The following is a 17,482-nucleotide window of genomic DNA, read 5'->3' on the forward strand; positions in this document are numbered from 1 at the left end:
TCGTCAGACCAGCGCCGACGACGGCCAACCTCATCGGCGGCGAAGATCTCGATTGGTGAAACAACTGAAGCGCATGCCATAAGGCAATGCCTTACGACCATTTACTCAATCAGAGCAGACGGCCTTCACCGCAGGCATACAATTTGTGCATGAGAGCAAAGGCACATTCTTCATGCGCGACGGAGCCGAGAAGGCATTTGCGCTTGCCCAGGGTTTGCCCTGGGAGGGTGGCGATGTGTTTGATGACTACTGCTGATGCAACCGGTCGGCCCATGTTAGCTGCCAAAGCATTGAGCAGCGAATGGCTGCATCGAGGCGTTGGTGCGGCCCTTCTTCAATTCGCTGGTGACCAGCCCGTCCGTGGCTTTGTCGAAAAGCGGAGCCATTCTGAGTTTGGGGGAACTGTAAATGCACCCGAAGTTTGCTGAAGTGGTGGAGAGCCTTCACCCTTCTTTTGAGCGGCTAATGTCTATGGAGCCATTGCGTGGAACGCCACCATCACGTTTGTCCACGCCCAAGAGCGGTGTCTACTTGTTCAGCGAGCAAGGACGCCATCTTTATGTTGGTCGGTCCAACCGCATCGCCTATCGATACGCACTGCACTGCGGCCTGTCCGCGAAGCATAATCAAGCATCTTTTGCTTGGAAGCTTATGGCGGAGGAAGTTGGTCACAAGGCTACCTACCGACAGGGAGAAGGGCGCGCAGACATGATACGGCTTCAGAACTATGCCGATGCGTTCACCGCAGCCAAGGCTCGCATCCGACGAATGGACTTCCGGTTCGTCGAAGAAATCGACCAGATGCGCCAGGCTCTGTTGGAGGCTTACGCCTGCGTCGCGCTGGAAACGCCGTACAATGACTTCAACACGCACTAGGGCGCGGCACTTCAGCCCACCTCGATAGATGGGACGGTCTCTCTCCTAGCTGACAGGTTCCCTTGGTCTTGCCGCTCGATAGGCGAGGCGTGGAGAGGGCAATCGCGGTCGCAATGACCCCGAACAGCCAAGCACGTCGCAACGCGCTCAGGGGTACTTATGAAGTCAGCGAGGAAGTCAGTCAAATGCACCGGACAGTCCACCAGAGCCGAGCTTTTTTGGAAGACTGTTACCCGCTTGCATTAAGCGAGCGCCGGGTGGAGGCCCGGCGGGCAACAGCATGGAATGAAAACATTAGTCCGGGTCAGGCGTCAGTCTGACAAAAGAAATTAATTGCACATGACGCGAGGGGGTTGGGGGGGAGGAGGGTTACCGGTCCACGAGTGACATTAATTGCAAACTTGCTTCCTCTTCCGAAACCTCTTCCGAAACCCTGATGATCTATAGCCTGACTTCCCGAAGCGCAGCGCCGTGGCATGTCGCTTATCTTCTCATAACCTTCCGAATACTATGTCCACTACCAAGAATGAGAAGATTAGTTTCTATTCATTCTATTCTTTATAGAGGACATAGGGTATTCGGAAGATTACGTCTCAAGTCAGTGTTGCATTGGTTTCATCAGCGCCTTGGCCTTGGGGGTGAGGTGCCACCAGAGAGCCGGGTTTAGCGCGACGATGGCATCAGGTGGAGTTAGACCGTTCTCTTGCAAATGCATTACATACGCCTCCAGAGCCACTCTGTGGAAGCGCAGCATTACCGATATGACGGGGTAGTCGAGCTTCCAATGATACCCGCCCTCGCCCTCATGTATCATCCGATCTACCTCCAGCGACACCCCTACCCTAAACAGGGGCCAATCTTTCAGAAGAAAGCGAAAGATGTCCAACTGCGCGCCCTCGGGCCAGTGCTGGGCCAGCCCCCGCAATATGCCGTAGTCTCTGGGCTTTGGTCTGCGGCCTGCCTTATCTTCGAAGATGTTCGCCATGATGTTGGCAAGGTGCCTATCAGTGCGGGTGTCCGGCTCACCCAAGCGCAAGAGCACGGCCTTGCGCCCTTCCACATGGGTGGTCATGGTGCGGATCGGCGGTTCCTTTATGAGGTCGCGTAGCGTCCTGTCCGACACATCTAGCAGACCACACCACTCGGATTGAGATCGAATGGCCCAGGCGTAGCCTTCATACTCTTGGGGATGTTGTTTGAGGTCTTTCGCGACTAACTCGCAAAGCCGTTCATGCCGTTTTAGTTTGTCTGATCTCATCGCCATTGCCCTTGCATTCTTTGCTTGGACCGGCGATGTTAATTGCCGATCCTTGGTTTCCTTGGGTCCCAATCCTGACTAGTCCTCGGGGCTTGATGGGCATCGCGCTTTGCACTGGCGCGGTGCCCTTTCTCATTAAAGGGGGGAAGACCGGGCCTCGATTTCGGTTTCCAACAGGTCCATGTAGTGGTGCGCCATTTCATTGAACGTCAGCACTTCGGCCCGCTTCCTTGGGTCCATGAGGGCGAGGTTCATTGTGACCCTCAGGCTTTCGGCTTGATGCCGCCCAAAGTGCGACCGAACGTTGCCGAGCATCGCCTTTTTGGTGTCCTGCAGGTCTTGGATTTGCTGGTTCAGGTCGGCCCATCTTGTGTAGAAGTCGAAGACGAACCCCGGGGGTAACCAATCTTCCCGCTCGCGCGGAGGCGCGCCGCGCACGTGCGCGTAAGAGTGCTGGTTCATTGTTCACTCTACGCGGCGAGCGTCGAGGAAGGCCTGCACATCTGCGCGGGCGTAGCGCACGCTGCGATGGCCCAGCATCGAATACGGCACCTTCGGCGGTGTCCCGCCCTGCCGGGCTTCGAAACGGTCCTTGGCCAGGTATTGCGGCGAAACCCCCAGCATCTGGGCAGCTTCGACAGGCGTCAGCATTTCAGACGCCGGAGCGTTCGCGAGTTTCTTTAGGGTGATCACTGCGCTTCTCCACAAGGAAAGAGACCCCTAGGGGTCGGTTGAGTGCGCTCGCCCACTTTCGCCACGATCAGCAGCGAGTTGGAGCGATCTCAACCATCCTTGGTGCAACGCGCCATTTGTTTATTCGACTACGGCGAAGGTTTCAAGCCCATCCCTTCCCATCGATGTAATCCGATATGCGCTGGGTGGAATTTCGCAGCAACTCTGGATCGAAGAGGATTTGATACCCCGCAGTCACATCGTTTGCAGACGAATGGTTAAGTAGCCGCTTCACCTTCGACTGTTGAATATCGAGAGCAGTGGCCATGGTGGCAAAGGACCGTCGTAGATCGTGGAACTGCACATCGAAGCCTAGAGACTGCCGGAACGCATCAAGGGACTTCCTGGGGTCGCCGTAGTGCGTGTCGCCCCAGATGAATTCTTTGCCCCCGAAGTGTTCCTGTAGCTTCTCAAAAAGCTTCACCGTCTGTTTCGACATCGGCAAGGTGAGGGCTTCACCGTTCTTGGCGCGGTCTTCGATGATCGTGAAGGTCTTGGCCTTCATATCCACGTCGGACCACTTTAGGTGCGCCGCCTCTGACATGCGCAAGCCCGTGCGGGCCAGCAGTTCCATGAAGACACGAAACTTCATCCCGGCAGTCTGATGCCGGTTCGAATTGGTCTCAAAGCCGTCCAGAGCCGCGAAGAACGCCTTCCAGTCCGAGACGTAGCTTTTCTTCCGCTTGGCCTTCGGCATGATCTTCTTGCGCCGCACGACGGCGGAAGGGCTTTCCGGGAGGATCGGGTTGCCATCCTTGTCGGTCAGGTCCGCCCGTGCCCAGTTCCACAATGATTGGAAAGTGCGGGTAGCATGAGCCGCCACGGCTGGGCTTCTTGCAACGATCTCATGGAACCGTTTCTGATAGATCGCGGGAGTGATCCGGCGCATTTCCAGGCCCAGCCAGTCTCCAAACTCTCGCTTCATTGCGTTGCGGTAGCCGACTTCGGTGGACTTGCGGAACTTCCGTTCTGCGATCCAATCTTCCATCGCTTCGCCTAGGGTGCGCAGCTTCGCCCGTTCCCGCTTCAGTTCAGCGTTGCGGTCCTTCCCGTCGGCCATCTCGGCAAAGGCTTTCGCGGCCAGCTTGCGAGCGTCGTTCAGGGTGATCTTGTCGGCCCGCCCTAAGGTCACGCGGCGTGTCTTCCCCCTCACGCGGCCCTCCACAAAGTATGCCTTGCTGGTCGCCCCCACCCTTACACCGAAACCGGGCTGCCCAGCGTCCCACACAAGCCGCTGCCCGGTCTCGGCAAAGGGGAGGTCGCGCACTACAGGCGCGGTGAACTTGACGGTTTCTAGTTTTATCATAGAGGCCCCGTGCGCTTCAATCTAGTAGGCAATTAGTAGGCAGATTTTGGATACCTATCGCTCAGAATGGGATTTAACGAAATCTGCGTCAAGACAGGAAAATCATTTATTTTTAGTGGTTTAAAGTGCTTTGAGAAGGTTTGGAAAGGCATGGGAAACAACCGCTTTTCCGGACTGTTAATCAATTGGTCGTAGGTTCGATCCCTACCGCCGGAGCCAAAAAATTCAGCTACATCAAGAAGATAAGCGGGCGATACCTTCGCCCGCTTCTTTCGTGCGAAGGCTTGTCCCTACCCATGTGACTGCCGGCCGTTCAGGGTGTGCCGCCGTGGACAGGGGTGGTCCCGCTTTCCCATCGGCGCGCCGGGCGCGCCGCGGTGGCAGTCGCAGGTGTTTCACACATCCAGCTCTGGGTGAAAGTCTTCCCGGGATTGGAAATCAGACTGCCTCAGCAGGTGCACTGCCCCCCTTCGCCGGGCGTATTGCACGGGCAGTCAGCGGACCCACCACCACCCAGAAGCAGCGCTCCGACCAGGATAAGTCCCGCGGTAAGTGCAATCTTTTCGCCCGGTGACAGGAACACGGCCGAGTTCCCCTCTTCCGGTGGTTCCTCGATGATCACCGGTCCGCCCGCATGAGCCGGCAGTGCAGTGAGAAGAGTCAGGGTCAAAGCAAGCAGTTTCATTGGATTTTTTTCCTTATGTGACAGGGTGCTTGTATCGCCTGCCGGATGAAAGCAGGGCCGAAGCAGTCAAGGAACTGCTGGCTGGGTGGATTTGATCCCGGATGACGAACAAAAACGCACGTGAGCCGACAATTAAGTCACAGTGCCGTGCTTGCGAGACCGAGAAGTTCCTGACCCGCGGGGCGCGGAATTCGCGCTGCGACCGGCTTGCCTTCGCCCGCTGGAATGGCTAAATCGACTACATCGCGGGTGTAGCTCAATGGTAGAGCAGAAGCTTCCCAAGCTTACGACGAGGGTTCGATTCCCTTCACCCGCTCCATCTCCTCTCTGTGATTGACACTGGCATCCGGGCGCTTAAGCCTTCGTCAAATGCTGTTCAGGAGCCACCCCATGTCCCCCCGCCTTGTCGCCCTGCCCCTTTGCCTTGCCCTGGCCGCCTGCGTGCAGGACACAGGGCCGTCCGAGCCCTATGCCTTTGTCGGAACATGGGATTGCGGGGTCGAGACCTTCAGCTTCACCAACACGACCTACAACAACGGATCGGACACCTACCGGATGCAAAGCGTCAGCCGGGACGGACGCAATTACACCCTGCGATTTGCCAATGGCTACACGATCGCTCTGGCGGCGGTCACCGACACGGGGCTGACCTGGGTCTCGGGCGCCTCGGGTGACCAGTTCAACTGCCGCCGGGTGAAGTGAGGGCGTGAACTGACTTCCGTTCCGGCGCGGAACCGGCTAACCAGCCGCCCGACCCCAACAGGAGAAACCCCATGAACACCGACATCACCCGCCACGGCATCGGCCCCCGCATGTCCGAGGCTGTGGCCTACAACGGCATCCTCTGGGTCGCAGGCCAGCTGGGCGAACCCGGCGGCTCGGTCGCCGATCAGACGCGCCAGGCTCTGGCCGCCATCGACGCGATCCTGGCCAAGGCCGGGACCGACAAGACCCGCATCCTGTCGGCCCAGATCTGGCTGGCCGACATGGCAACCTTCCCGGAAATGAACTCGGTCTGGGACACCTGGGTCCCGCAGGGCCACACGCCGGCCCGCGCGACGGGTGAGGCGAAGCTTGCCACACCCGACTACAAGGTCGAGGTCATCGTCACCGTCGCGCTGAAGTAAGCGGCCGAATTTTCGAAAATTCCGGATCGGAGCCTTTGAAGGCTCCGGTCCGACTTCTTCAAGGAAATCGGTTCCCGGCCTTAACCCTTGAACCAGGCGGCAAGCGCGGTCGTGGACCCGTCCTTGCCCTCGGTTCCGGCCTTACCCTCCAGGACCGGCTGCAAGGCCAGCGCCAGCTCCTTGCCCAGCTCCACGCCCCACTGGTCGTAGGAGTTGATGCCCAGGATCACGCCTTCCACGAACACCCGGTGCTCATACAAGGCAATGATCTGACCCAGCACGAAGGGCGTCAGCTGGTCATAGGCCAGCACGGTCGAGGGCCGGTTCCCCGGGAAGACCCGATGCCGCGCCTGCCGTTCCAGCTCGGCCCCCGTCGCGCCCTTCTTCGCCATGATCGCCCGCGCTTCGTCCAGCGACCGTCCCTGCAACAACGCCTCGGCCTGCGCCAGGCAGTTCGACACCAAAAGCAGGTGCTGATGCGCAAGGTCCGGCTCATGTCCCCGCTTCGCCACCAGGAACTCACACGGGACCACCCGCGTCCCCTGATGGATCAGCTGGTAGAACGCGTGCTGCCCGTTCGTCCCCGGCTCTCCCCAGACAACGGGACCGGAGTGGATGTCGAGGTCGCTGCCGTCGATGGCGACGCGCTTGCCGTTCGATTCCATCTCCAGCTGCTGAAGGTAGGCAGGAAGGCGGCTAAGCCGTTGATCGTAAGGAAGAACCGCCCGTGTGGCATAGCCGCACAGCTGGTTGTGCCAGACCCCCACCAACGCCAGCATCACCGGCATGTTCGCTGCAAAAGGCGCGGTCACGAAGTGCTGATCCATCGCCCGGCCGCCCGCCAGGAACTGATCGAACGCCTCCGGCCCCACGGCGAACATCAGCGACAGGCCGATCGGCCCCCACATCGAATAGCGCCCGCCGACCCAATCCTCGAACCCGAAAACCCGCTTGGGATCAATGCCATAGGCGGCAGTCCTTTCACCCGCCGTGCTGACCGCCGCGAACTGCGCCGCAGGGTCCGCCACCTTCGTCCCCATCCACCGCTTTGCCGCATCGGCGTTGGTCATCGTCTCGATGGTGGTGAAGGTCTTCGAGGCGACGATCACCAGCGTTGTCTCGGGGTTCAACCCCCGCAGCACGTCATGGATATGCGCCCCGTCCACGTTGGATACGAAATGGCAGCGTGGCCCATCCGCAAAGGGCTGCAGCGCAAGGTAAGCCATCGCCGGGCCAAGGTCGGACCCACCGATCCCGATGTTCACCACGTCGGTGATCCGCCCACCCTGCCCCTTGAACGCCCCCGACCGCACATCGCGCGCAAACGCCGCGCAGGTCGCGCGGATGCGGCGCACCTCGGGAAGAACGTCGATGCCATCGACCTCGATCACCGCATCTTCGCCCGCCCGCAACGCCACGTGCAGGACGGCCCGGCCTTCGGTGTCGTTGATCTTCGCGCCAGCGAACATCGCCGCGCGCTTCTCGGCCACACCGGACGCCTCGGCCAGCTTCACCAGGGCCATGCGGGTCGTCGCGTCGATGTTGGTCTTCGAGTAGTCAAAGAGCATTTCATCGGTCTTGACCGAGAACTCAGCTGCCCGCTTTTCGTCAAAAAGATCAATGATATGCCGACCATTGTTAACATCGTGAAGTCGCTGCAGGTCAGACCATTTGCTCATCTTATTCCGCCCAATGCACGGTTGCGTTGTCAAGGACGGCGCGCACCGGCGCCTCCATCGGGGTCAGGGTCATGGCCCGCTCAAGCGCCGTGCGCTTTTCGGTTCCGGTGATCAGGACGTGGATGTTGAACGCCTCACGCAGCGTTCGTGCCGTAAGCGTGATCCGCGGCTCGCCCGCGGCCTCGGCCCGCATCGGCAGCAAGGCAGGCGCTGTCGACGACAGAGCCTCTTCCAGCCGGTCTGCGCCGGGAAAGAGGCTGGCCGTATGCATGTCCGCCCCCATGCCAAGCAGCAGGACCGAGATCGGCAGATGCGGGATCAAACCGTCTTCCAAGGCGCCAAGCATCTCTTCCGGCTGATCGGCTGGCGCATAAAGCGGCACCAGCCGCGCCTGCGCCGCCCGGCCCCGGAGGAGCCGCTCCCGCACGAGCCGGGTGTTCGATCGGTCCGATGACTCAGGCACCCAGCGTTCGTCGTTCAGGACCACCGCCACATTGGCCCAGTCGATATCCACCCCGGACAGGGTATCGAAGATCGGCCCCGGAGTTGTCCCCCCTGGCACCGACAAGGTCGCCTTCCCCTCGCGCCGCAGGAAATCGGCCAGCTGGCCGGCGATGGTGTTCGCCAGTCCCAGCATCAGGAATTCGCGGTCGGGGTAGGTTTCCAGCTTCATTCGCGTATCTCCCGCCAGCGCCGCCCGTCGCGGTGCATCAGCATCAACGCATCTTCGGGGCCCGAGGATCCGGGGTCATAGGTCTGCGGCTTGTCGCCCCGTGCTTCCCAGCCTTCGATGATCGGATCGGTCCAGGCCCAGGCCGCCTCGACCTCATCCCCGCGCATGAAAAGGGTCTGGTTGCCCCGGATCACGTCCATGATCAGACGCTCGTAGGCGTCCGGCACGTCCTCGGCGTCGTCGATGGCATCGGCGAAGGACATGTCCAACGGCACCTGCATCAGGCGCATGCCGCCGGGGCCGGGTTCCTTGATCATGACCATCAGGTTCATGCCCTCGTTCGGCTGCAGCCGGATGACCAGCACGTTTTCATGCCAGCCGCTGGCGTCATCGAAGATCGCGTGCGGCGGCTGCTTGAAGGTAATGGCAATTTCGGATGCTCGGGCGCGCAGGCGCTTCCCGGTCCGCAGGTAGAACGGCACCCCCTGCCAGCGCCAGTTGGAAATCTGCACCTTCAGCGCGATGTAGCTTTCCGTCTTCGAGGCCGGGTTCTCGGAATGGGCGACATAGCTCTTCTCGCCCTTCCCCGCCCCGTATTGCCCCCGCACGATGTCTTCCTTCGACACCGGCTTCAGCGCACGGATCACCTTCAGCTTTTCATCCCGCACGGCATCGGGGTCGAAGTGGTACGGAGGCTCCATCGCGATCAGGCACAGAAGCTGCATCAGGTGGTTCTGCACCATGTCCCGCATGGCACCAGACTTGTCGTAGTAGGCCCCGCGCCCGTCGACGCTCACGGTTTCGGCCACCGTGATCTGGACGTGGTCGATGTATTCGGCCTTCCACAGGGGTTCGAACAGGATGTTGGCAAAGCGCACTGCCATCAGGTTCTGGACCGTTTCCTTCCCCAGGTAATGGTCGATCCGGTAGATCTGCGTTTCGTTGAAATGCCTGGCCAGGACCGCGTTCAGGGCCTTGGCGCTGGCCAGATCCCGTCCGAACGGCTTTTCCACCACGATCCGGCTCCAGGCATCGGCGATGCCATGTTCAGACAGCCGCTGCGCGATGTCGCCGAAAAGGCTTGGCGCGACCGAGAAGTAGAAGGCGCGCACCACATTCTCGCGCATCAGGGCTTTCAGCGCTTGCCAGCCCCCCGTTCCCGTCGCGTCGATCGACACGTAGTGGATACGCTGCAAAAAGCTTTCGATCGCTGCCGCGTCCTGCCGCGCTTTCGGGACGAATTCGCCAATCGCCGCGCGAACCTGCTCGCGGAAGGCCTCGTCGGTAAGGTCTGCCCGGGCCGCGCCGATGATCCGGCTTTCGGCGACCATCTGTCCGGCAAGAAACCGCCGGTAAAGGCCCGGAAGGATCTTGCGGCGCGCAAGGTCGCCCGTGCCCCCGAAGATCACCAGATCGAAAACATCGACCGGAATGACACGCGAAACCATGATCGTCTCCTGCGAGGCGCTGTTAGCGCTAACGGCGGCTTTCTACAGCCTGCCCCAGCCGCTGTCTAGCATTGCCGGACGACAGGGGAAACATCAGCTGTCCTCCAGCGCCTCCCAGCGGACGCGCATCAGACCCGGTTCGGCGGCAAGACGCTGCACGGCCTGTTCCAGCGCCACTTCGCCCACGGCTTCCGCCGTCACTGTTGCCGACAGGTCCATCCCTTGCCCCTGTGCGGCCGGCGTCACGCCGATCTCCGAGATATGCAGGCCCCCCAGCGACAAGGTCCGCAGCATCAGACTGCGCACGGCGGCTTCCTGGTCAGGGGTCACCGCGACTTGGACGCGGTAAGCCTTGATCACCGGCATCCCGGCCCGCGTATAGTGCTTCAAAAGCTTGACCAGGGGACGAAGGCCAAGGTTCACGAAGACCACCATCCCGGTCAGCAACAGCGCATGTTCCCAGGCCCCGTGCCCCGCCATCATGCCGACGCCCGCCGAACACCACAGCGTCGCCGCCGTGTTCAGCCCGTGGACGTTGAAGCCGTCGCGGAAGATGATCCCTGCGCCCAGAAAGCCGATCCCCGACACGATCTGCGCCGCCACGCGGGTCGGGCTGACTTCGTCCGGATAAAGGCCCGAGAAGATGACAAAACTTGCGGCCCCCAGGGCGACCAGCGCATTGGTCCGCAACCCCGCCATCCGCTGCCGCACCTGGCGTTCCGATCCGATGAAGGCGCCGCAGCCAAGCGCAACAGCAAGATTGAACGCCGCGGCTTCCAGTCCCGTAACCATGACGCACCTCCGCAGGGGAAGGCACAGAAGATCACCAAGGTTCCGCTTTGTGAAGCAGTTGCACCGGCCATCCGTCGTGCGGGACCGACGTCAGGCGTCCAGCTCGGCGTCCCAGTAAAGATAGTCCATCCAGCTTTCGTGCAGGTGGTTCGGCGGGAAACGGCGGCCGTGCGACTGCATCTCTTCGGCCGAAGGGGCGCGCGGCAGTCGGTTCAGATACATTCCCGCCTGTTTCAAGGTGCGCGAGCCCTTGCGCAGGTTGCACGGGCTGCAGGCGGCCACGACGTTTTCCCAGCTGGTGATCCCACCCTTGGACCGCGGCATCACATGGTCGAAGGTCAGATCGCCCTTGGCACCGCAATACTGGCAGCAGAATTCGTCCCGCAGAAAAAGATTGAAGCGCGTGAATGCCACGCGCTTCTGGGGTCGGACGAATTCTTTCAGCACAACGACCGAGGGTATCCTGAACTCTTGCCGCTGGCTTCGCACGACATGGTCGTATTCAGCGACGATCTGCACCCGGTCCAGGAAGGCGGCCTTGATCGCCTCCTGCCAGGGCCAGAGGCTGAGGGGGTAGTATGACAAAGGGCGATAGTCGGCATTCAGCACCAGCGCGGGGTAGTGCTTCAGTGCCGCGGGATCGCGCACGAACTGGGTTCTGAAATCGCCGTCCATTCCGTCAAAGACTCCGCACTTGTCCCGTCGGCCGCTGGGCCAGCAGGGCGGGGAGTCCCGCCCCGTTGATCGAAACTATATCTGGCGTTCCGGCCATGACAACCCCCAAGCGCGTGATCGCCACCCCAAGGTTCGTCCGTTTTCTGCACCTGCTTGGTAACACGGCAATGACATGGGCGGTTCCGGTGTCGACCGGTCCCCGCGCCACTTGCCGCCCAAGGTTCCCACCCTAGGGTTGCATCCCTTGCCGGGCCTCGGTAACCCTCGGCAGCCAGAACCGGAGCCTGCCCCATGACCCTTTCCCGCCGCAGCCTTGTGCTTCTTGCCGCCGCAGCTGCCGTCTCGGCCTGCGGGCGCAAGCCCCAACCTGCAACCCGCGCGCCAATGGCCCCCGGCGCCAGCCCCGAGATGATGGCGCTGGTTGCCCGTTACGCGGACATCCACGACATCCCGGAAAGCCTGCTGCACCGGGTGATCCAGCGCGAAAGCGGCTACAACCCGGGGGCCCGCAATGGCCCCTATTACGGCCTGATGCAGATCCTGCCCGATACTGCGCGGACGATGGGCTACCAGGGCCCGCCCGAGGGCCTGCTGGACGCCGAAACCAACCTGACCTTTGCCGGACGCTATCTGCGTGGGGCCTGGCTTGTCTCGGACGGGTCCGAGGACCAGGCGGTGATGTGGTATGCCCGTGGCTACTACTACGAAGCGAAACGCCGGGGCCTTCTGGAAGAAACCGGTCTGCGCACCTAGATCGGACAAGATCATGAGGTGACCATGCCAGACCGCGGGCCAGATATCTGTGTGCTGTCGAACCCGCGCTCCGGCACGGCCCTGCGCAATCCAGGGGCTGTCGAACGGGCCATGCGGGTTTTCGGACCACGGGCCGAGCTGCGGGCGTTCTCCGGCGACCCGGCGGATGAAGCGACGCGCGCGCTGAAGGACGGCTTTCGGATCATCGTGGCCGCGGGCGGGGACGGAACTGTCGCCGGGGTCGCTCATGCGCTGGCCGGAAGCGATACCGCACTTGCCGTCCTGCCGATGGGAACCTTCAACTACTTCGCCCGCGGGCTGGGGATGCCCGAAGACGCCGAAGGGGCCGCCAAGGCCATTCTGGAGGGGTCAGCGCACGACATCGCCGTTGGCACCCTGAACGGCCGGGTGTTTCTGAACAACGTCTCCATCGGCCTCTACCCCGCGATCCTGGAAGAGCGCGAGGCGACCTATGCCCGCTACGGTCGCCACCGCATCCTGGCCCACATCGCCTCGCTGCGGACGATCCTGCGCTTTCAGCGTCCCTACCGGATGGACATCCTGCAGGACGAGACCCGCCACCGCATCCGCACGCCGATGCTGTTCGTGGCCCGGTCCGCCTATCAGCTGGACCAGTTCGGCCTGGAAGGCGGCGAGGCCATCTCTGATGACCGCTTCGTGCTGTTCCTCGCGCACCAGCAGACCCGTCTGGGCTTTCTGCGGCTGGCCTGGAAGCTGATCCGCCGCAAGGTCGATCACGGGCGGGATGTCCTGGTCTCGACCCCGCGCCGGATCGCGGTGACGGTGCGCGGACGGCGGCGCATCTCGGTCGCGCTGGACGGCGAAAAGCTGAAGATGCGGCTTCCCTTGCGCGTCAAGCTTGCCGATCACCAGTTGCAGGTGATCGTGCCCCCGGCGCATCCGGTGGCCGGAAAGTCGGCATGATCCGGCTCCTCCATCTGTCCGACGTCCATTTCGGAGCTGTCGACGACCGACTTCTGCCGCCCCTGCTGGCGCTGGCCCGGGACTTGCGACCGGATGTGACGGTAATCTCGGGCGACCTGACCCAGCGCGCGCGGCCTGGGCAGTTCGTCGAGGCCCGCGCCTTCATCGATCGGCTTCCCGGTCCGGTGCTGGTCGTGCCGGGAAACCATGACATGCCGCTGGGGAACCTGGCGCTGCGCCTCCTGGCACCTTTTGCCCGGTATCGTCGAACCATCGGGCCGCAGCTGGAACCGACCCTGACGCTGCCCGGCGCCGTCATCCAGGGGGTCAACACGGCCAACCCGCTGGTCTGGAAGTCCGGTCGGTTGACCCGTCACTCGGCCGATCGGCTGACCAGGACCTTTGCGGCCGCGCCGAAGGAGGCGATGCGGATCGCGATTCTGCACCACGCGCCCATCCCCGCTGCCGACGGCACGCCCGCCGACATGGCCAACCCCGCTGGCGTGCTGGGCACCCTGGCGCAGGCCGGCTGCGACATCGTGCTGTCCGGCCACACCCACATGCCCCACGCAGGCTTTGCCGAGACCGCCGCCGGGGTCCTGTTCCTGCAGGTCGGCACCGCGATTTCCACCCGGTTGAAGACCGACACCAACGATTTCGCGCTGATCGAGATCGCACCGGGCAACGTCACCCGCCACGCCTGGCTGGCCCGGCAAGGTCACGGCTTCGCACCCGAGCCTGTCACGCGCTTTCTGAAGGTGGCAAGCGGCTGGCAGACCGTCGCCGCGCCTTAGGTCACGACGTCCGGGTCAGTCCGCCCGGTATTACCGGCGATCCCGGCCAGCGCATGCGCGGCGCGGATCACGGGTGCCAAAGCCGTCTGGGCGTCCAGGTCCAGCCCTTCCGGGCCGGCGGCATACCGCTCCAGATAGACGCGCAGCGTCGCGCCCTCGGTCCCGGTGCCCGACAGCCGGTAGACGATGCGGCTGCCGTCCTGAAACATCACCCGGACGCCCTGCTTCTGGCTGACGCTGCCATCAACCGGATCGGTGTAGGCGAAATCGTCGGCGGCGCTGACCGTCATCCCCTCGACCACCCGCCCCGACAATCCGGCCAAAGAGCCGCGCAGCGCAGCCATCATCACATCGGCCTTTGCCACCTCGACCGCCTCAAAGTCATGGCGGCTATAGTAGTTGCGGCCGTAGGTCGCCCAGTGTTCGCGCAGAATCTCCGCCACCGACTGCTGGCGCACCGCCAGAATGTTCAGCCACAGCAGAACCGCCCAAAGCCCGTCCTTTTCGCGCACATGGTCCGACCCGGTGCCGAAGCTTTCTTCGCCGCAGATCGTGGCCTTACCGGCGTCCAGCAGGTTGCCGAAGAACTTCCATCCCGTCGGAGTTTCATACTTCCCGATCCCCAGCGCATCCGCCACCCGGTCCGCCGCCGCCGACGTCGGCATCGACCGCGCCACGCCCTTCAGGCCCGCCTTGTAGCCCGGAGCCAGATGCGCATTCGCCGCAAGCACCGCCAGGCTGTCCGAGGGCGAGACATAGATCCCCCGCCCGACCACCATGTTCCGGTCCCCGTCCCCATCCGACGCCGCCCCAAAGTCCGGGGCCGCATCAGAGAACATCTCGTCCATCAAGGCCTTGGCCCAGGTCGGGTTCGGGTCGGGGTGCATGCCGCCAAAATCCGGCAGCGGGGTTGCGTTGACGCAGGTTCCCTTCGGCGCACCGAGACGGTTCTCCAGGATTTCGACGGCATAAGGCCCCGTGACCGCACACATGGAATCCATCCGCATCCGGAACCCACCCGCGAACATCGCCCGGATCGCGGCGAAGTCGAACAGCGTCTCCATCAGGGCCGCGTAGTCGGTGACGGGGTCCACGACATCAACAATCATCGGCCCAAGCTGATGCCGACCGACGCGGCCCAGATCGACGTCCTGAGCTTCAAGCACCTTGTATTCGGTGATCACGGTCGTGCGCTGATACATCGCCTCGGTCACGCCTTCGGGCGCGGGTCCGCCGTTCGGCATGTTGAACTTGACGCCGAAGTCCTCCTCCGGGCCGCCGGGGTTGTGGCTGGCCGACATGATGATCCCGCCGTCGGTCTTCATCAGCCGGATCAGATGCGACGCCGCCGGGGTCGACAGGATCGCCCCCTGCCCCACGATCACCCGCGCCGCGCCGTTGGCCGCCGCCATCCGCAGGATCACCTGCGCCGCGCGGTCGTTGAAATATCGGCCATCGCCGCCAAGGACAAAGGTCTTGCCCTCAGCCCCCACCACATCGAAGATCGCCTGAACGAAATTCTCCAGATAGTGCCGCCCCATGAAGACCGGGGTCTTCTTGCGCAGCCCGCTGGTCCCGGGCTTCTGCCCGGCGATGGGGCTGGTAGAAACCGTGGTGATCTGGGTCATGATCTTCCTCCCTTGCCGGTCAGCGACCGGAATAGCAGAACGGATTGCGCAGGCGCCTGGGTCAGGTCCGAGGCCGCACCCGAGGGCTGCAGATCGGGCGCGGTGGTGTCCAAGAGAAGCTCCCATCCCGGGGCGGTGTCGGGCAGGTGCAGCGAGGTGGCAGCACCGGTGTTGAAGACCGCGAAGACCGCCTCGGGGCTTGGATCGCCCCCCTCGGCGGCCATCCGCACCTCCACACAAAGGCAGCGGAAGGCCGGGTCGTGCCATTCCTCGTGCTGGGGCACGGTGCCGTCGGGCCGCCGCCAGATCACATCGGGGATCTCGTCCGAGGGCCGGGCCCGCGCGTGCAGGAACCGGCGCTGGCGCAGGACCGGGAGGGACCGGCGCAGAGCTGCCAGACGCTCCACGAACTGCTGCATCACCGGGTCCGCGTTGGACCAGTCGATCCAGGACGTCGCGTTGTCCTGGGCATAGGCGTTGTTGTTGCCACCCTGACTGTGGCCGATCTCGTCGCCCGCCAGAAGCATCGGCACGCCCTGGGCCAGCATCAGCGTTGCCATCAGGTTCCGTTTCCGCTGCGCCCGCGCCGCCAGGACCTTGGCGTCCTTGGTCGGCCCCTCGACGCCCATGTTGTCGCTGTGGTTCTCGTGGTGGCCGTCGCGGTTGTCCTCGCCATTGGCGAAGTTGCGCTTGATCGTGTAACTGACCAGATCCTCAAGCGTGAAGCCGTCATGGCTGGTGATGAAGTTGACGGACGAGGTCGCCGCGCGGCCCGAATGGTCAAAGCGTTCCGCGCTGCCCAGAAGCCGGGCCGCAAGGTCGCGGGTCATGCCCGCATCGCCCTTCCAGAACCGCCGCACGCCGTCGCGGAACTTGTCGTTCCATTCCAGGAACGGATGCGGATAGGCCCCAAGCTGATAGCCGCCGGGACCGATGTCCCAGGGCTCGGCGATCAGCTTGACCCGGGACAGGACCGGGTCCTGCCGGATCGCATCGAAGAACCCGCCGTTCGGGTCAAAGCCGTGCATCTCGCGGCCCAGCACCGTGCCAAGATCAAAGCGGAAGCCGTCGATGTGGGTCATCTCGACCCAGTAGCGCAGGCTGTCCATCACCATCCGCAGCACCATCGGCTGCGTCAGGTTCAGCGTGTTGCCGGTCCCTGCATCGTTCGCATAGGTCCGCCCGCCCCCGCTCAGCCGGTAGTAGCTGGCATTGTCCAGCCCCCGGTAGGACAGGGTCGGGCCCCACTCATCGCCCTCGGCCGTGTGGTTGTAGACCACGTCCAGGATCACCTCGATCCCCGCCGAATGAAAGCGGCGGACCATGGTCTGGAATTCCCACAAGGCCCCCTGGCTCATGTAGCGGGGTTCGGGCGCGAAAAAGGCCAGCGTGTTGTAGCCCCAGTGGTTGCGCAGGCCCTTCGACACCAGAAAGCGGTCGTCGATATAGGCCTGGACCGGCAACAGCTCGATCGCCGTGACGCCCAGTTTCAGCAGATGCTCGATCACCCGGTCCGAGGAAAGCCCCAGGTAGGTCCCCCGGAGCCCCTTCTCGACGCCCGGATGCAGTTCGGTCATCGACTTGACATGCGCCTCGTAGATCACCGTCTCGGCGCGCGGCGTGCGGGGCGACTGGTCGTTGCCCCAGGTGAACGAGCTGTCGTTGACCACCGCCTTTGGCACGGCAAAGGCACTGTCCCGCGTGTCGAAACTCAGGTCCCCCCGCGGAGATCCGATCTTGTAGCCCATCAGCGCGTCCGACCACTTCAGCCGCCCTTCCAGTGCGCGGGCGTAGGGGTCCAGAAGCAGCTTGTTCGGGTTGAACCGATGCCCCTGCTCGGGCGCGTAAGGCCCATGCGCGCGAAAGCCGTAGACCGTGCCGACCGTGAGACCGCCAACATGGATGTGCCAGATATCGCCGTCACGCTCGATGATCGGGAGGCGGCACAGCTCTTTGCGGCCGTCGGGGGTGAAAAGACACAGCTCGATCCGCTCGGCATGGGCCGAGAAGACGGCGAAGTTCACCCCATCGCCGGTCAGGCTTGCCCCCATCGGCCAGGGGCGGCCCGGACTGACCGCATGGCCCTGCAGCCGCGCGGGCAGCGAGACGGC

General features: G+C 63.0%; 17 protein-coding genes and 1 tRNA gene. 7 read left to right on the forward strand and 11 right to left on the reverse strand.

Translation table 11 applies throughout. The features are described 5' to 3' along the window. Nucleotides 1-408 precede the first annotated feature (408 nt). A complete protein-coding gene (locus U1E69_RS20255) occupies nucleotides 409-876 on the forward strand; it encodes a hypothetical protein (protein WP_322246219.1) in 468 nt (155 codons plus the stop codon). Between the two features lie 598 nt (nucleotides 877-1,474). Here the strand turns inward: U1E69_RS20255 and U1E69_RS20260 are convergent. From U1E69_RS20260 to U1E69_RS20275, 4 genes are all read right to left on the reverse strand, one after another. Beyond that, nucleotides 1,475-2,134, reverse strand: coding sequence for a hypothetical protein (locus tag U1E69_RS20260; protein ID WP_322246220.1), 660 nt, complete (start codon nucleotides 2,132-2,134; stop codon nucleotides 1,475-1,477). Between the two features lie 465 nt (nucleotides 2,135-2,599). Continuing rightward, nucleotides 2,600-2,827, reverse strand: coding sequence for a helix-turn-helix domain-containing protein (locus U1E69_RS20265; protein ID WP_322246221.1), 228 nt, complete (start codon nucleotides 2,825-2,827; stop codon nucleotides 2,600-2,602). Between the two features lie 142 nt (nucleotides 2,828-2,969). Beyond that, nucleotides 2,970-4,172 carry an integrase family protein gene (locus tag U1E69_RS20270; protein ID WP_322246222.1) on the reverse strand — a complete coding sequence of 401 codons (1,203 nt, stop codon included), beginning with the start codon at nucleotides 4,170-4,172 and terminating at the stop codon, nucleotides 2,970-2,972. A gap of 448 nt (nucleotides 4,173-4,620) precedes the next feature. Beyond that, complete coding sequence (locus U1E69_RS20275; protein ID WP_322246223.1) at nucleotides 4,621-4,857, reverse strand: hypothetical protein; 237 nt, start codon at nucleotides 4,855-4,857, stop codon at nucleotides 4,621-4,623. A 245-nt stretch (nucleotides 4,858-5,102) separates the two neighbouring features. Here U1E69_RS20275 and U1E69_RS20280 point away from each other — a divergent pair. The 3 genes from U1E69_RS20280 (at nucleotide 5,103) to U1E69_RS20290 (ending at nucleotide 5,984) form a co-directional block, all read left to right on the forward strand. Beyond that, a tRNA-Gly gene (locus tag U1E69_RS20280) sits at nucleotides 5,103-5,176 on the forward strand. Between the two features lie 71 nt (nucleotides 5,177-5,247). Then, a complete protein-coding gene (locus U1E69_RS20285) occupies nucleotides 5,248-5,559 on the forward strand; it encodes a hypothetical protein (RefSeq protein WP_322246224.1) in 312 nt (103 codons plus the stop codon). A 71-nt stretch (nucleotides 5,560-5,630) separates the two neighbouring features. Continuing rightward, nucleotides 5,631-5,984, forward strand: coding sequence for a RidA family protein (locus U1E69_RS20290; protein ID WP_322246225.1), 354 nt, complete (start codon nucleotides 5,631-5,633; stop codon nucleotides 5,982-5,984). 80 nt (nucleotides 5,985-6,064) lie between these two features. On the opposite strand, the gene pgi is transcribed toward U1E69_RS20290, so the two are convergent. The 5 genes from pgi to U1E69_RS20315 form a co-directional block, all read right to left on the reverse strand. Continuing rightward, nucleotides 6,065-7,663 (reverse strand): glucose-6-phosphate isomerase, encoded by a 1,599-nt coding sequence (pgi, locus tag U1E69_RS20295; protein ID WP_322246226.1) that lies wholly within the window; start codon nucleotides 7,661-7,663, stop codon nucleotides 6,065-6,067. 1 nt (nucleotide 7,664) lies between these two features. After that, nucleotides 7,665-8,336 carry a 6-phosphogluconolactonase gene (gene pgl, locus U1E69_RS20300; protein WP_322246227.1) on the reverse strand — a complete coding sequence of 224 codons (672 nt, stop codon included), beginning with the start codon at nucleotides 8,334-8,336 and terminating at the stop codon, nucleotides 7,665-7,667. After that, the gene (zwf, locus tag U1E69_RS20305; protein WP_322246228.1) at nucleotides 8,333-9,784 is read right to left on the reverse strand and encodes a glucose-6-phosphate dehydrogenase; all 1,452 of its coding nucleotides are present in this window, start codon (nucleotides 9,782-9,784) and stop codon (nucleotides 8,333-8,335) included. The genes pgl and zwf overlap by 4 nt, the downstream gene beginning before the upstream one ends. A 93-nt stretch (nucleotides 9,785-9,877) precedes the next feature. Beyond that, the gene (locus U1E69_RS20310; protein WP_322246229.1) at nucleotides 9,878-10,576 is read right to left on the reverse strand and encodes an MgtC/SapB family protein; all 699 of its coding nucleotides are present in this window, start codon (nucleotides 10,574-10,576) and stop codon (nucleotides 9,878-9,880) included. Between the two features lie 90 nt (nucleotides 10,577-10,666). Beyond that, complete coding sequence (locus U1E69_RS20315; RefSeq protein WP_305544036.1) at nucleotides 10,667-11,251, reverse strand: HNH endonuclease; 585 nt, start codon at nucleotides 11,249-11,251, stop codon at nucleotides 10,667-10,669. A 291-nt stretch (nucleotides 11,252-11,542) separates the two neighbouring features. Between U1E69_RS20315 and U1E69_RS20320 the strand changes: the two genes are divergently transcribed. From U1E69_RS20320 to U1E69_RS20330, 3 genes are read left to right on the forward strand one after another with little or no spacing between them, the layout of a single operon-like run. Then, nucleotides 11,543-12,004 carry a lytic transglycosylase domain-containing protein gene (locus U1E69_RS20320; RefSeq protein ID WP_322246230.1) on the forward strand — a complete coding sequence of 154 codons (462 nt, stop codon included), beginning with the start codon at nucleotides 11,543-11,545 and terminating at the stop codon, nucleotides 12,002-12,004. Nucleotides 12,005-12,028: 24 nt separating this feature from the next. Next, complete coding sequence (locus U1E69_RS20325) at nucleotides 12,029-12,949, forward strand: diacylglycerol/lipid kinase family protein (protein WP_322246231.1); 921 nt, start codon at nucleotides 12,029-12,031, stop codon at nucleotides 12,947-12,949. After that, nucleotides 12,946-13,743: a metallophosphoesterase gene (locus U1E69_RS20330; protein WP_322246232.1), complete on the forward strand. Its 798-nt coding sequence runs from the start codon at nucleotides 12,946-12,948 to the stop codon at nucleotides 13,741-13,743. Before U1E69_RS20325 ends, U1E69_RS20330 begins: the two co-directional genes overlap by 4 nt. On the opposite strand, the gene U1E69_RS20335 is transcribed toward U1E69_RS20330, so the two are convergent. Together U1E69_RS20335 and glgX are read right to left on the reverse strand one after the other, a co-directional pair. Beyond that, nucleotides 13,740-15,371 (reverse strand): alpha-D-glucose phosphate-specific phosphoglucomutase, encoded by a 1,632-nt coding sequence (locus tag U1E69_RS20335; protein ID WP_322246233.1) that lies wholly within the window; start codon nucleotides 15,369-15,371, stop codon nucleotides 13,740-13,742. The two genes, U1E69_RS20330 and U1E69_RS20335, sit on opposite strands and share 4 nt — an antisense overlap. Continuing rightward, nucleotides 15,368-17,482: glycogen debranching protein GlgX (gene glgX, locus U1E69_RS20340; protein WP_416200309.1), on the reverse strand; the 2,115-nt coding region annotated here is incomplete at its 5' end. The genes glgX and U1E69_RS20335, both read right to left, overlap by 4 nt.

It is taken from the genome of Tabrizicola sp., from assembly GCF_034366665.1.
Classification (GTDB): Bacteria; Pseudomonadota; Alphaproteobacteria; order Rhodobacterales; family Rhodobacteraceae; genus Tabrizicola.